Origin of the sequence: Mesorhizobium sp. M1334 (genome assembly GCF_040317995.1) — a bacterium.
GTDB lineage: Bacteria > Pseudomonadota > Alphaproteobacteria > Rhizobiales > Rhizobiaceae > Mesorhizobium.
In genome coordinates this window covers 215,558-229,204 of record NZ_JAMYLM010000005.1, presented here as the reverse complement: position 1 = coordinate 229,204, position 13,647 = coordinate 215,558, and the positions used below count along the sequence as shown (strand labels likewise).

Annotated in this window: 18 protein-coding genes; all 18 read left to right on the top strand. The window is 63.7% G+C overall.

Annotated elements, in window-relative coordinates:
- Nucleotides 1-17: 17 nt before the first annotated feature.
- The 18 genes from NKH17_RS12665 (at nucleotide 18) to NKH17_RS12580 (ending at nucleotide 13,592) form a co-directional block, all read left to right on the top strand.
- Nucleotides 18-944 carry a DUF2303 family protein gene (locus tag NKH17_RS12665; protein ID WP_352970977.1) on the top strand — a complete coding sequence of 309 codons (927 nt, stop codon included), beginning with the start codon at nucleotides 18-20 and terminating at the stop codon, nucleotides 942-944.
- On the top strand, nucleotides 941-2,626 hold the full coding sequence (locus NKH17_RS12660) for an MT-A70 family methyltransferase (protein WP_352970974.1): 1,686 nt from the start codon (nucleotides 941-943) through the stop codon (nucleotides 2,624-2,626). Before NKH17_RS12665 ends, NKH17_RS12660 begins: the two co-directional genes overlap by 4 nt.
- Nucleotides 2,623-2,823: a hypothetical protein gene (locus tag NKH17_RS12655; RefSeq protein ID WP_352970971.1), complete on the top strand. Its 201-nt coding sequence runs from the start codon at nucleotides 2,623-2,625 to the stop codon at nucleotides 2,821-2,823. Before NKH17_RS12660 ends, NKH17_RS12655 begins: the two co-directional genes overlap by 4 nt.
- Nucleotides 2,820-2,990, top strand: a complete 171-nt coding sequence (locus tag NKH17_RS12650; protein ID WP_352769860.1) for a hypothetical protein — start codon at nucleotides 2,820-2,822, stop codon at nucleotides 2,988-2,990. The genes NKH17_RS12655 and NKH17_RS12650 overlap by 4 nt, the downstream gene beginning before the upstream one ends.
- Nucleotides 2,987-3,232: a hypothetical protein gene (locus tag NKH17_RS12645; RefSeq protein ID WP_352970968.1), complete on the top strand. Its 246-nt coding sequence runs from the start codon at nucleotides 2,987-2,989 to the stop codon at nucleotides 3,230-3,232. Before NKH17_RS12650 ends, NKH17_RS12645 begins: the two co-directional genes overlap by 4 nt.
- Nucleotides 3,229-5,853: a DNA methyltransferase gene (locus NKH17_RS12640; RefSeq protein ID WP_352970965.1), complete on the top strand. Its 2,625-nt coding sequence runs from the start codon at nucleotides 3,229-3,231 to the stop codon at nucleotides 5,851-5,853. The genes NKH17_RS12645 and NKH17_RS12640 overlap by 4 nt, the downstream gene beginning before the upstream one ends.
- Complete coding sequence (locus tag NKH17_RS12635; RefSeq protein WP_352970963.1) at nucleotides 5,850-6,278, top strand: hypothetical protein; 429 nt, start codon at nucleotides 5,850-5,852, stop codon at nucleotides 6,276-6,278. Before NKH17_RS12640 ends, NKH17_RS12635 begins: the two co-directional genes overlap by 4 nt.
- Nucleotides 6,271-6,759 carry a hypothetical protein gene (locus NKH17_RS12630; RefSeq protein ID WP_352970960.1) on the top strand — a complete coding sequence of 163 codons (489 nt, stop codon included), beginning with the start codon at nucleotides 6,271-6,273 and terminating at the stop codon, nucleotides 6,757-6,759. Before NKH17_RS12635 ends, NKH17_RS12630 begins: the two co-directional genes overlap by 8 nt.
- Nucleotides 6,756-7,001 carry a hypothetical protein gene (locus NKH17_RS12625; protein WP_352970958.1) on the top strand — a complete coding sequence of 82 codons (246 nt, stop codon included), beginning with the start codon at nucleotides 6,756-6,758 and terminating at the stop codon, nucleotides 6,999-7,001. The genes NKH17_RS12630 and NKH17_RS12625 overlap by 4 nt, the downstream gene beginning before the upstream one ends.
- Nucleotides 6,998-7,288 (top strand): hypothetical protein, encoded by a 291-nt coding sequence (locus NKH17_RS12620; protein WP_352970955.1) that lies wholly within the window; start codon nucleotides 6,998-7,000, stop codon nucleotides 7,286-7,288. The genes NKH17_RS12625 and NKH17_RS12620 overlap by 4 nt, the downstream gene beginning before the upstream one ends.
- Nucleotides 7,285-7,848, top strand: a complete 564-nt coding sequence (locus tag NKH17_RS12615; RefSeq protein WP_352970952.1) for a hypothetical protein — start codon at nucleotides 7,285-7,287, stop codon at nucleotides 7,846-7,848. Before NKH17_RS12620 ends, NKH17_RS12615 begins: the two co-directional genes overlap by 4 nt.
- The gene (locus tag NKH17_RS12610; RefSeq protein ID WP_352970949.1) at nucleotides 7,845-9,908 is read left to right on the top strand and encodes a DNA cytosine methyltransferase; all 2,064 of its coding nucleotides are present in this window, start codon (nucleotides 7,845-7,847) and stop codon (nucleotides 9,906-9,908) included. Before NKH17_RS12615 ends, NKH17_RS12610 begins: the two co-directional genes overlap by 4 nt.
- A 67-nt stretch (nucleotides 9,909-9,975) precedes the next feature.
- Nucleotides 9,976-10,347 carry a hypothetical protein gene (locus NKH17_RS12605; protein WP_352970946.1) on the top strand — a complete coding sequence of 124 codons (372 nt, stop codon included), beginning with the start codon at nucleotides 9,976-9,978 and terminating at the stop codon, nucleotides 10,345-10,347.
- Nucleotides 10,344-10,676 carry a GIY-YIG nuclease family protein gene (locus NKH17_RS12600; protein ID WP_352970943.1) on the top strand — a complete coding sequence of 111 codons (333 nt, stop codon included), beginning with the start codon at nucleotides 10,344-10,346 and terminating at the stop codon, nucleotides 10,674-10,676. The genes NKH17_RS12605 and NKH17_RS12600 overlap by 4 nt, the downstream gene beginning before the upstream one ends.
- Nucleotides 10,673-11,959, top strand: a complete 1,287-nt coding sequence (locus tag NKH17_RS12595) for a helix-turn-helix domain-containing protein (RefSeq protein ID WP_352970940.1) — start codon at nucleotides 10,673-10,675, stop codon at nucleotides 11,957-11,959. The genes NKH17_RS12600 and NKH17_RS12595 overlap by 4 nt, the downstream gene beginning before the upstream one ends.
- On the top strand, nucleotides 11,928-12,584 hold the full coding sequence (gene nusG / locus NKH17_RS12590; RefSeq protein ID WP_352970937.1) for a transcription termination/antitermination protein NusG: 657 nt from the start codon (nucleotides 11,928-11,930) through the stop codon (nucleotides 12,582-12,584). Before NKH17_RS12595 ends, nusG begins: the two co-directional genes overlap by 32 nt.
- Nucleotides 12,585-12,707: 123 nt before the next feature.
- Nucleotides 12,708-13,040 carry an HNH endonuclease family protein gene (locus tag NKH17_RS12585; protein ID WP_352970934.1) on the top strand — a complete coding sequence of 111 codons (333 nt, stop codon included), beginning with the start codon at nucleotides 12,708-12,710 and terminating at the stop codon, nucleotides 13,038-13,040.
- Nucleotides 13,041-13,130: 90 nt separating this feature from the next.
- The gene (locus tag NKH17_RS12580; RefSeq protein WP_352970931.1) at nucleotides 13,131-13,592 is read left to right on the top strand and encodes a hypothetical protein; all 462 of its coding nucleotides are present in this window, start codon (nucleotides 13,131-13,133) and stop codon (nucleotides 13,590-13,592) included.
- Nucleotides 13,593-13,647 lie beyond the last annotated feature (55 nt).

The following is a 13,647-nucleotide window of genomic DNA, read 5'->3' as shown; positions in this document are numbered from 1 at the left end:
CCTGAAAGGAAACGGCCATGGCCGACAAGCAGCAGAACGTGCCTATCGAACCGCATGCCATCGAACTGGTGACAGCCCTGGCAAAACAGGCGGCCGCACCCGAGGTCCTCATTCTTGACACGGCGGGGCTCGGCGACGACCTCCCTGCAAAGATACCTGTCGCCTTTGATCGTGTCACTTCCAGCTTCAAGTCGCTGAAGGGCCTGGTGCAGGAGTTCCGCGACGTCAAAGCTCGCCGCAAGGGCACAGCGCGCGCCGAGACGCTGGAAAGCTTCATCGCCCTGATTGATCGCCACAAGGACACCCAGTCGGCGCTGTTCGGAAAGTGCGCATGGCCGGAGCCGAAGCTCACCGCCGTGCTGAACTACAACGCGGCAAATGCTGACGTCCGTCCCGCCGATCATCGGATCATCTACGCGTTCCCGCTGACGGAAGAGTTCAAGGCGTGGGTTGGCGCCAACGCCAAGCCGATGGAACAGGAAGTCTTTGCCGCCTTCCTCGAGGAGCATGCCGCCGAGCTCGCCGCGCCGACGGACGGCGAGGTCAGCGAATACGAAAGGCTGTTCAACGAAAAGATGGCGACGCCGTCCGACGTCGTCGCGTTGTCGCGCTATCTTGAGGTGTTCGTTGCCGCCCGCGCAAAGCAGGGCATTCGCCTGCAGACGGGCGAGCGCACCGTGGAGTTCGCGGAAGAGCATCAGAACGCCAAGGGCGAGGCGATCACGGTGCCTGGCATCTTCATGCTGTCGGTGCCTGCTTTCGTCGACGGCGAGGCCGTACGTATTCCGGCGCGCCTGCGCTATCGCGTCACCAGCCAAAAGGTCTCGTGGTTCTACCAGCTCTATCGCTGGGAATTCTTCCTGCGCGAGCAGGTGGAGAGTGACCTCGAAACCGTCGCCAAGGCGACCGGCCTGCCTGCATTCGAAGGTGCGCCGGAGCAATGATCCGCGCCAAGCCGAAGTCATCCGCCATCGCGCCGGCCTCGCCGTCGGCACTGCCATCGCTTGTTCGTCAAGCGGCGGCAGCGCTGGCACGTGCGGAGACTTCGGCCGAGGTGCTGGCCGCCGCCGAAATGGCATCGACCATCTATGATGCCGCCAAGCGCACGGCTCGCCTGCAGAAGGCAAGGCGGGCGCATGACGAGCTGATCGCCGCGACGCACCGCACGCAAGCCGACGCGCTGGAAATCGAGGCGATGGCCAAGCGCCGGCTGGCCGACGAATATGATGCGGCGCAGCCTGCCGGTGCTGCCAAGGGCGGACGTCCGAAAACCGTTCCGGACGGGAACGGTTTTACCGCGCAAGAGGCCGGGCTATCTCGCAAGCAGGTTTTCGAATCGCGGCAGATACGGGACGCGATCGAGCAGGATCCGGATGTCGTCAAGCGTGCGCTGACCGACATCCTCGCAAGTGGCTCCGAACCGACGCGCACGGCATTGAAGCGTGCCATCGCGCCGGCGGTGAAATCGATCCGCGCCGAGGTGCAGGCTGAAAAGAAGGAACGCCGCGGCGAGCGCGAGATCGAGCTTGCCGCGCGCCAGGTGGCGCTGCCGGTAAAGAAATACGGCATCATCTATGCCGATCCGGAATGGAAGTTCGAGCCGTGGAATGCCGACACCGGCATGGATCGCGCGCCGGACAATCACTATCCGACCAGCGATCTGCTGACCTTGATGAAGCGGGACGTCGGCGCGATCGCCGCCAAGGATTGCGTGCTGTTCCTGTGGGCGACGGCGCCGATGCTGGTAGAGGCGATCTGCGTTCTCGACGCATGGGGCTTCGCCTGGATCGAGCGCGACGCCACAACCGGCTACCTGATGCCGAACAAGGCGCATGCCCGCTATGTCAGCCACTGGGCCTGGCTGAAGCAGAAGATTGCGCCCGGCTATTGGAACCGCGGCAAGCACGAAATCCTGCTGATCGCCACGCGCGGCAACCCGGTGGCCCCGGCAATGGGCGACCAACTGCACAGCTGGGTCGACGATGTCGCGATCGAGGCCGATGCGACCAAGCATTCTGCCAAGCCGGACGTCTTCGCCGAGTGGATCGAAAAGCACTGGCCGAACACGCCGAAGATCGAACTCAACGCGCGCAGCGCGCGCCCAGGCTGGGAGGTCTGGGGCAATGAATCGGAACTGGCGACACCTGAGGCGGTCGGTGATGGCGGACCTGTAGCGCCGCACGCCGTGCCAATTGCAGTAACGGATGACGGGTGCGCATCGGTTACCGCCGCCGAGCTTACCGAATTCAAGATGCTCGGCGCTGTCGCCGACGGCATCACAGTTTCCGGACCACTGTTCGAAACCCTCAAGGAAAGGGGCCTGATTTGGGCGGGCAGGGAACTGTCTGTCGGCGGTGCCAAGCGTCTCGCCGAACTTGGGCGGTTGGTAGACGCCGCGTCCGATGGCGATGCCGTCAATGTTGTCGATTGCAAGAAAAGAGGCTTCAGCGATGCGTTGGCCGATTGGACCGAATTCAATCGGCTGAAGGCTCGTGACGATCTGAGCCCGGACGAAATCGCGCGGCGTGATGCGCTCCAGCCCATCGTCGAAGCCGAGATCACGCCAAAAGCGGAGCCCATCCCACCTCCGACGAAGCGCCGACCGCGCAAGGCGGTGCCGGCATGAGCGAATTCCAGAGATGCCTAGCCTTCGCCCGCGCCGACGCGCTCGAGCTGCGTCGCCTGCTGAAGCGGACGGATGAAATCCCTTCGAACGAATTGGCAGCGCACCTCGCGGCATTGCGTGTTCAGCACGCAATGATCGGCCGCGATCTCGATAGGCTGCACAAGGCCGCAGCGGCTGAAAAGGCGGTGCCGGCATGATCGCCACCATCTTCATCGTCGGACTACTTTCGGCATTGGGTTGCGGCTTCAATATCGTCGCCACGAAGAATTCCGATTGGAAGCTTGAACTGGTCTGGACACTCGGCGGGGCGACTGGCGGCGCCTTGATGTTGGCGGCGCTCTATCTGTCGCGGGTGCCGGCATGAATGCGCCCGTCACCTCAAGCTGCCTTGCCGCGCTGAAATGGCTGCGCAACCGCAATGGCGACGGCGGCTTCGACCGCCACCAGGTGCTGCTCGCCGGCGGCGAGCGCGCGCCTGTCATGCGGGCGACCTGGAACAAGCTCGCCGCCGCTGACCTGGTCGAGTTCTACCAGGAGCGCAGGCGCCTCCGCGTAACTCAGGCCGGATACCTCTGCGACCTCTCGCGTGTCGAGGAATCGGCATGAAGGCGCCCGTCAGCTTCCCCGACGATCCCTATCTCGATTTCCTGCGCGGCAAGATGCAACTGGCCAAGGCGGACGGCTTCGACGTCGCGCTTGACGACATCAACCCGGCCGGCGCGCCGCATTGCAGGGCGATCGTGCGCTGGGCGCTGAAGGGCGGCAGCCGCGCCATCTTCGCGTCATTCGGTCTGCACAAGACCTTCATGCAGATCGAACTGATGCGGCTGGTCGGTCAGTTCGCGCCTGGTCTTCGGCTGATCGTAATCCCGCTCGGCGTGCGGCATGAATTCTTTGCCGAAGCGGAAGAGCGCTTTGCTGGCGACTGCGCCGTGAAACTGAAGTTCATCCAGAGCGATGCCGGCATCGAAGGCGACGACACGATCTATCTGACCAATTATGAGAGCGTCCTGGCCGGCAAGATCGATGTATCGCGGTTCGTGGGAGCGAGCCTCGACGAAGCGGCCGTGCTGCGCGGCTATGGCACAAAGACCTTCCAGACGTTCCTGCCGCTGTTCAAGGCGGTGCGCTTCAAGTTCGTCGCCACCGCGACGCCGTCGCCGAACCGCACCAAGGAACTGATCCACTATGCCGGCTTCCTCGGCGTCATGGATACCGGCCAGGCGCTGACGCGGTTCTTCCAGCGCAATTCGGAAAAGGCCGGCGACCTGACGCTCTTCCCGCACAAGGAAGATGAATTCTGGCTGTGGGTGCACAGCTGGGCGGTGTTCCTGCAATCCCCTTCCGACCTCGGCTTTTCCGATGACGGCTATGTGCTGCCGCCGGTGACGGTGAACTGGCACGAGGTGCCGATCGACCATTCGACGGCCGGCGAAGATCGCGACGGGCAGGGCCTGCTGTTGCGCAACGCGGCGCTCGGCGTGGTGCAGGCGAGTGCTGCCAAGCGCGACAGCCTGGCTGCCCGCATCGCCAAGATGGTCGAACTGATCGCGCAGGATCCAGAGGCGCATCGCATCCTGTGGCACGACCTCGAGGATGAACGCCGCGCCATCGAAGCGGCAGTGCCCGGCGTGCGCTCGATCTATGGCACGCAAGGCCTAGAGGCGAATGAGAAGAACGCCATCGGCTTCAAGGACGGCAAGTTCCGCGACCTCGCGACCAAACCGGAGATGTCGGGCGCCGGCAACAATTTCCAGAAACATTGCCACTGGGCGATCTTCGTCGGCGTCGGCTTCAAGTTCCATGACTTCATCCAGGCGGTGCACCGCATCGTGCGTTTCGGCCAGGCGCATGAATGCCGTATCGACATCATTTTTTCCGAAGCCGAGCGCGAGGTGCGCCGCAATCTGGAAGGCAAGTGGGCCGAGCACGAACGGCTGATGGCGCGCATGGCCGAGATCATCCGGCGCTACGGGCTGGACGGCCTGCCGCTCGACGACGTCTTGTCGCGCTCGATCGGCGTGGCGCGGCGCGAGGAGCGCGGCGAAAGTTTCGTCATTGCCCACAATGATGCCGTGCTCGAGGCTCGGCTGACGGCCAGCGCCAGCATCGGCGAGATCGTCACCTCGATCCCGTTCGCCAACCACTACGAATACACGGCGAGCTACAATGATTTCGGCCACACCGACGACAATGGCCACTTCTGGCGGCAGATGGATTTCCTGACGCCGGAGCTGCTGCGCATCCTGAAGCCCGGCCGGCTGGCCTGCATCCACGTCAAGGACCGGGTGCTGTTCGGCTCGGTGACAGGCGAAGGCGTGCCGACCGTCTCGCCGTTCCATGCCGAGGCGATCTTCCACTATCTGAAGCACGGCTTCCAGTTCGTCGGCATGATCACCATCGCCACCGATGTGGTGAAGGAAAACAACCAGACTTACCGGCTCGGCTATTCCGAGATGATGAAGGACGCCACCAAGATGGGCGTCGGCTCTCCGGAATATGTGCTGCTGTTCCGCCGACCGCAGAGCGACCTTTCGCGCGGCTATGCCGACGAGCCTGTCGAGCACGACAAGCCGCTGGTCATCGCCGCCGACGGCCGCCACGAGCGCTGGACCGATGGCGACCGCCGGCCGCAGGTGCCGGGCAGCGGCTACACGCTGGCGCGCTGGCAGATGGATGCGCATGCCTTCTGGCCGTCATCCGGCGACCGGCTGCTGACCACCGACGAGATCGTGCGGCTCGGGCCGAAAGCGGTGCGGGCGCTGTTCCAGACGATGTTCGAAGGCGCGGTCTACGACTTCGAAGCGCATGTGCGGCTCGGCGAAGAGCTGGCGGCGAAGGATGCGCTGTCGAAGACCTACATGATGCTCGATCCGCCCGCCGCCGATCCGAACATCTGGACCGACGTGGTGCGCATGCTGACGCTGAACGGCGAGCAGGCGTTCAAGAATCTGGAAAAGCATGTCTGCCCGTTGCAGTTCGACATCGTCGACCGGCTGATCGAGCGCTATTCGAACAAGGGCGACATCATCTACGACCCATTCGGCGGGCTGATGACAGTTCCCTATCGCGCCATTCTCAAGGGCCGGCGCGGACAGGCCTCCGAGCTTTCAGCCACCTACTTCCACGACGGCACGCACTACTGCCGCAAGGCCGAAGCGCAGATGGCCGTGCCGACCATGTTCGACATGCTGGGCATTGGCGACGAGCTGGAGGCGGCGGAATGACGCCAGATGCCTCTATCCTTCGCGCCATGACACGGCTGCGCAAGGCGTTGGAAAAGCGCATGCGCATGGACGACCGCGCCGAGGAACTCGCCGTGCGCACGGGCCGGCCGATCCGCTCCGGCACTCTCGCCGCCTATGACACCGCCGGGCTCGGCCGCAAGCTTCGGCCGATGCTGGAATATGACGGGCGGGGATGGAAAGCATTGGCGGAAGAGATCGGCGTGACCTCGCCGGATCTGTCGCGTGTCATGGCCGGGCAGGACATCGCCGCCGGAAAAGTCTTCGCCATTTGCGACTGGGCCGGACTCGATGCCCGCTCCTTCTACCGGCCGCCGCTCGGCGCGCCACCACCGCGCAAGCGCCCACGGCGCGGGCCGATGTTTCACGGGAAAAGCACTGAAACAGGAATTTCCACGAATGCTTAAGTCGATCATTTTGCGGCTTGCGCCGCGCCTCATCGCGCTCTCAGGAAAACGGCCGCCCGACGTCATCATCGGCGGTGCGGCCGATCCCTACATGCTGCGGTGGTGGATCATTCCGCGCAACCGCGTATTCAACATCTACCTTCACCATTTCATGCGCTCCGACGATGACCGTGCGCTGCACGATCATCCGTGGTGGAACCTGTCGGTCCTGCTACGCGGCCGGTATGTCGAGCACACCATCTCGGCCGGCGGCATCAACCAGCGCGTCGAAAGGCAAGCAGGCGACCGCAAGTTCCGCCTGGCATCGGCAGCGCATCGCATCGAACTTGTCGATGGCCCCTGTTGGACGCTGTTCCTGACCGGGCCGAATCTGCGGACATGGGGCTTCCATTGCCCACGCGGCTGGGTGCCATGGCAACAATTCACCAAGCCTGAAAAACCCGGCGAGATAGGCCGCGGCTGCGGCGAGTTCGACCAATGAGAGCGGCTGATCTCGAAAAAGCGCGGCTGATCAGCAATGCGCGTGATCAGAACGTCGCCATGCTGGCACGACTTTCCGCCGGTGAAGCGCTGACCTTGCGCATCGGCGAAAGCAACGGGCTTTCGGCTATCGTCCTGACGCCAGGCTATGAGACGCGCATTCGCGACGATCTGATCGCCGCCTTCACGCTGCGCATCACCGAAAACGAGACGGCGCTCGCAGCCATGGGTGTCGAGCCATGAGCGCACTCGGCAAACGTGTCGATCCGCTGGCGCGCGCGCTGGCACCGGTCGTGCGCGAAATGCTGCTGGCCGAAGTCGAGCGGCTCGCTGCGGCTTTGCCTGCCGCCAAGCCGAAGGCCAGCAAGGCCGATGACGACATCATGGAAGCCTGCCGAATGGTTGCCGGTGCTGCCGACAGGCTGGCGCAGGCGAAGTTCGGAGTTGGCGAGATCGCTGCGCGCAAGTCGCTGGAACGGGCCGGAACCATTCTCGGCCGCGTCATGCGCAAGCACGGGCGGATGCAGTGAACGCCGCCGTGCTGTCGCCCGATGCCGCGAAGCTGAAGGCCGTGCGTGCCGCCCTGGCCGCGATCGAGCCGGCGGTGTGGACACGCGTGCATGGCGCCGATGGCGCCTTTGTGGAATCGCGCGGCGACATGGGCGAGCTGTTCGTGCTGGCGAAGTTCCACGAAGCGACGGTCGACGAGATCGACTTCATCTGCACCGCGCCGGAGACAGTCGCTTTCCTCCTGCGGCTGTTCGATGCCGCTTGCTTCAAAATCCGCCAGTTGCGTGGCCTGCCGGAGCCTCGCCGGCAGAACGAACCTGCAGGCGAGCCGATGGCGCAAGACGTCAAGAACTTCGCCGCCGAATGCGCGATGAAGTGCAAGGACGATGCCGCATTCAAGCTATTCCTGCATGAGGCGCACGGGCTGGAAAAGCCGCTGACCGACGAGCGCGTGGCGCAAAAGGTCCGCTCGCTGCTCGGCGTGCAATCACGAAAAGAACTGAACAATGGCGGGCGGGCCAGCGAGGCGTGGATAGCGCTGCGCGGCAGCTTTTCCGCATGGCTGAAGGCGGGACGATGAACGCACCTTTCTTCCTCGATAATCGGATGACGATCGTGCTGTTCGCCGGCATGGGCGGCGGCTGCGATGGGCTGGAGGAAGCCGGATTCCATGTCCACGTAGCGATCAATCACGATCCGGTCGCCGTCGCCGTGCATGAGAAGCGGCACCGTCATACCACTCACCTGCGCTGCGACGTGTTCGAAGCCGATCCGCGCAAGGTCACCAACGGGCGCGGCGTCCGCGCGCTGCATGCCTCGCCGGACTGCACGCATTTCTCGGTCGCCAAAGGATCGAAGCCGGTCAGCAAGCGCCGCCGGTCGCTGGCCTGGGTAATCTGCCGCTGGGCGGGCACGGTGCGGCCCGAAACGATCACCATGGAGAACGTCCAGGAGATCACGACATGGGGACCGCTGATCGCCAAGCGCGATCCGGAGACCGGCCGTGTCCTGCGGCTCGACGGCTCGATTGCAGCCAAGGGGGAGCGCGTGCCGGTGGAAGAGCAATGGCTGGTGCCGGATCCTCGCCAGAAGGGCCGCATCTGGCGCGCCTGGCTGAAGCATCTGCGCGGCCTCGGCTACAATTTCGAGCACCGGGTGCTGGTCTGCGCCGACTATGGCGTGCCGACCATCCGCAAGCGTTTCTTTGGCGTTGCCCAGGCTGATGGCCGGCAGATCATCTGGCCGGTGCGCACGCATGCGCCTCGTAAGGATGCCAAGCGGCTCGGCCTGAAACCATGGGTCGGCGCGCATACGATCATCGACTGGTCGCTGCCGGTGAAGTCGATCTTCGGCCGCAAGAAGCCGCTGGCCGAGGCGACGCTGCGGCGCACGGCGCGTGGCGTCATGCGCTACGTCGTCGATGCTGCCAAGCCGTTCATCGTGCCGATCACGCATTCAGGCGGCGATCGCGTCCATGATGCCGGCGAGCCGCTGCGCACGCTGACGACCGCGCACCGTGGCGAGCTGGCGGTGGTGGCGCCGGCGTTGATCCGCACCGACCAGCAGAGCGCTGCATCGCGCAATGGCGTCCATTCCGTCGAGGAGCCGGTTAACACGCTGCACACCTCGTCGGGCATGGCGATGCTGGGCGCGACCATCGTCGGCGCCGGCGGGCGAGCCGCGCAATCAGCGCCGCGCGACCTCGAGGAGCCGCTTGGAACGACGACCGGCAAGGAAGACCGGGTGCTGGTCGCCGCGCATATGACCAAGTTCAACCAGAACGGCGACGGCTACATGCCGACAGAACCGCTGGATACGATCATTGCGGGCGCGCCGCGGCACGCTGTCGTCGCCGCCAGCCTTATCCAGTCCGGCTATGGCGAACGGCCGGGCCAAGCGCCTCGTATACTCGACCTTGAGGAACCGGCGGGCACCCAGGTGGACGGCAGCAAGGCAGCCTTGGTTGCCGCCTTCCTGGCACAGCACAATGGCGATCCGCGTGCCGATGGCATCAGTGAGGCTCGCCCGGGTCGACCTATCGATGAGCCGCTCGGCGCATTCACGACCAGCCCGCAAGTTGGCCTCGCCGCTGCCTTCGTAGCGCAACACAACACCGGCGAGCCTGGCCGATCAGCGGAGGATCCGTTGTCGACCATCGTCACGCTCGGTTCGACGCAGGGCGTCGTCGCTGCAGCGCTCGGCAACCTGCACGGCACAAGCCGCGATGGCAGATCGATCGACGAACCGCTCGCAACCGTCTCGGCCGGCGGCAATCACGCGCATCTGATCCTCGCCTTCCTTCAGCACTATTTCGGCAGCGGAAAGCAGGATGACGATGTGCGCCAGCCTTTGGGCGCGCTGACCGGCAAGGCGCGCTATGGCCTAGTCGAGGTAATGGTGAAGGGCGTCCTGCACTACATCGACGACATCGGCATCCGCATGCTGGAGCCGGAGGAGGGCGCTGCCGCGCACGGTTTCCGGCCCGGCACTCTGCCTGCTGAGATCACAATTGACGGCAAGACGCGACGGTTGACCAAGACCGAGAAGTATCACTTGGTCGGCAACAGCGTGCCGCCGCACATGATCAAGCTGCTCGCTGAATGCAATGTCCGCCATGCCTTCGCGGAGGCTGCGGAGTGAAGCGGCTTCCCCTCATTGTCGCCTGTAGGGCAATGTCTCCGGCAGCGGCAATCGTGCCGCTGTCAAGATGGAGATGGTCATGACCATAGGCTCAACAGCAAACATCGCCTTCGCGTTCGAGACGATCCGTAAAACAGGTCGTCCTTTTCTTCTCGGTCCAGAGCATCGGCTCGCCTTGATCCTGTTGTCCGACCGGTTCGGCATGGGAGCGTCAATGATCGACATCGGCGAGATGCACCGACTGCTCGGCACCGAGGATCCATCGCATGTGAAAGGCATTCTTGCGCGTCTTGCAGTCGCTGGGGTCATACGCCTCACTCAATTCGTAGACGACACGGTCTTTGCCGGATCGTCGATCGCGACCGAGGCGGAAATAGCGGACGTCCGACGGCATCTGCGCTGCGACTGGCCATTCCACAATTGGGCGGGGGAAACGTGACGGAAGCAACAAAGTCATTCATTTACATTGCTACCGCTGAGCATGGGGGCCTGAAGGTAGGCTACTCGACGAATCCGGTTCGGCGACTTGTTGCCATAAACCGCCGCCGGCATATCGGCGCAAAAATCGCGCATGTGGTGGAAACTGATCACCCCCAGCAGTGTGAGTTTCTCGCTCACCGGGCGCTAAAGACGTATCGGTTGGACGGTGAATGGTTCAGTTGCCCATTGGCCGTTGCGATCGAAGCTGTGGAATCTGCGAGCAGAGCCGTCCTGATTCCGGACACCCGCGTGCCCGTGCGGGTTTTCAGGAGTGGAAAACCCGAATGAGCCGCGAAGCCTCCATAGCTTGGTCGTGGCGCCATGCCTTCGCGTTGTCGGGCCTGCCGGCAACGACGAAAGCGGTCCTGCATACGGTCGGCATGTTCATGAACGAGGTGGGAGAGAGCTGCTACCCATCTGTGGCCGATCTCTGCCGCTACAGCGGCCTCGACAAGAAGACTGTGCTGAAGCACCTCGCTGTGGCGAGCGAGGCTGGCTGGCTGGCGATCTCGCAGCATGGGTTCCGGGGCCAGAAATGGAAGCGCAACCAATATGCGCCGCGATGGCCGGAGCGCGACCTGGTTTCGCCGTGCCCGCCGGATGACGATGAAAAAGGTGGTGGAACTGCTCCACCACCTTCCGAGGCCGAAAAGGTGGTGGATTCCGCACCTGAAGGTGGTGGACCTGAGGGGTCGAAGGTGGTGGAGCACGTCCACCAGGATAAGACCAGTCCAGTAAACACTCCAAACACCAGTCCAGTCGAGAGAGAGCGCGAGCGCGAGGAAACGGGTGAAGAGACGCCATCCGGTGATGCAGCGCCAGTCATCGGCGAGGACACGCCTGGCACCGCGGCCTTCGAGAAGCGGGTTATGCGGTTCTGCAACGGCCGGGGCTTCATGGCTGGCCCTTGGCCAGATTGGGATACCTCGTCGCCGGGGTGGATTGCGGCCCGGTTCGCCTCGCTGAGCAGCGAGGAACGGCTGGAGGCCGAACGCTGGCGTGATCCGTATCTGCTCGACCTCGTTGCCCGGAAAAAGACGCCGGTGCCCGTCGGTGTGTTCTTCAAGGGGAAGACGTGGACAGGGCTCGACGCCGGTGTGCTGGAGCGCGCCGAAAAGCAGCGGATTGCACGTCTGCCACCGGATGAGCGGGCTCGGCCGGAAGGCTGGGCCAAGTGCCTCGGGCCGGTTGGAATGGCCCGCCTGTTCGCTGAATTGCTGGACGGTCAGGCCAAAGGCCTCGCGTTGTCGAAGCCATTCGTTTCCGACGCCGAGTTGCGCGAGGCATGGCCATTCCTTTGGACCTTCCGCGCCCTCTTGCGGCAAAAGGGCGGCGCCGAATTCGGGCCACGCTGGCATGTACTGAAAGCGGCCATGGAGCCGGTGCCGCAGGGCACAGACACGCTGGCAGCATGGAAAGCGGAGTTCCTTGAGCGCGGATGGCTATGGCTGGCCGAGTTCGATCGGATCGACGTGGTGTATTGCCCGGCTGGCGGGCCGGCAGGACTGGAAGCATTCGAACAAGCGGTGCGAGGGAACCATGATGCGGGCGGACGTGAAGCGGCTGAGTGAGGCGGAAGCAATCGGCCCGACAGACAGGCAGTTGGACGCGGTCGACAAGGTGCGGGCCATGTCACGCCGCAGCCAGGCGCTTCTAGCGGCGGCTGGTCAGAGCGAATCGGCGTTGCACTGGTATGTGATCCGAACCGATGCTCATGCCGAAATGGCTGTGGATAACCTTCTGGTCGAGGCCAATGTAGAGCATTGGCTTCCGTTCATGAAGGTGGCGGATCGGCGTCGTGGCGGTCGCAAGCGGACCAGCCGCGAGGCGGTGGAGATGCTCGCCTGGCCCGGCTACATGTTCGTTCGCGTGGTCCCTAAAGCGGAGGCTTGGGCCGGTCTGCGGACGGTCAGAGGCATCATCGGCGTGCTTGGTGCGGACGAGAAACCTTTCCCGGTAAAGCACGAGAAAGTCTTGCAATTAAAGGTTTTCCTCGAAGGCAACGTGATTGCCATTGGTGAGATAGCGAAGGGGCTTAAGGTCGGCGAGATGGTGAGGGTGAACCAAGGGCCATTCGCAAGCTTCCCGGGCACTGTGAGCGAGCTCTGTGATGACGGACGTGCGCGCGTCGAGGTGATGATCTTTGGGCGTGCGGTGCCCGTCACCCTCGGTCTTGATCAAATCGACAAAGGATAGTAGCGAGTCCCACCCAGGATGACCTGACAGAGTCGCACGCCGTAGATGGTGGCAGCGCCAGCAGGACCCAGGTGAAGCGAAGGGCGCGGCCCGGCATGCTTCCCCGCAATGGAAAAGATTCCCTTGGCAAAGCTGAAGATGATGGTTCCGGGTATCCGGACCATGGACACGCGCACGGTCAAGGTCGCACCCAAGACGGCGGAGCCGTTCTACCTGTCGCCTGAGTGGCGCAAGCTGATGGCAGAGATCGTTGCCGAGCGAGGTCGCAGATGCGAGGACCCGCACTGCGATGGCAGGACGCACCGGCCAGGCATGCGCGTGTTCGGTGATCACGTGGTCGAGCTCAGGGACGGCGGCGCGCCGCTCGACAAGCGCAACATCATGCTCCGCTGCGGGGCATCGCACACCAAGAAGACGCTGGCCGAGCGGGCCAAGAGGATGGCCGCCCGACCCTGACCAAGGGGGGGCGGGTCAAATCTCTGGGGGTCGATGGGGCCCCTAACCGCTTGGGGCTCATTCAGAGGTTTTTTTTCGATGAGTGAGATTTTGGACCTCTTTGGCGAGGCCGTTCCGGCGAACTGGGGTGAGCGCGGTCGACCGCAGCACATCGCCAGCCAGAAAAACCGGAATCGAGTCAGCATGTTAGTGTCGCTTGGCTGGTCGAATGCACGGATCGCCTCGGCGCTATTCGTGACACTGCCGACTTTGCGGAAGCATTATTTTTCCGAGCTCAAGTTCCGGGATGTGGCTCGGGATCGTCTCAATGCGACCATGGCGACCAAGCTGTGGGAACTGTTCATGGCGGGCAATGTCGCAGCCGGGAAAGAGTTCCGGGACTTCGTCGAGAAGAACGATCTCATGCTGTATGGCCAGGCCGGGCAGCCGGTGAAGCCCACCAAGACGCCCAAGCTCGGCAAAAAGGAAGCGGAGGCGGCGGCGGCTCATCAGCCGGATCGGGGCAACCGCCTTGGCGACCTGATGGCGCGCCGGCAGGATCCAGTGAACTGATGCGTCGCGGCAAATGTGGGATTTAAGCTGCCCGGACTGGGAAGAGCGGATCCGT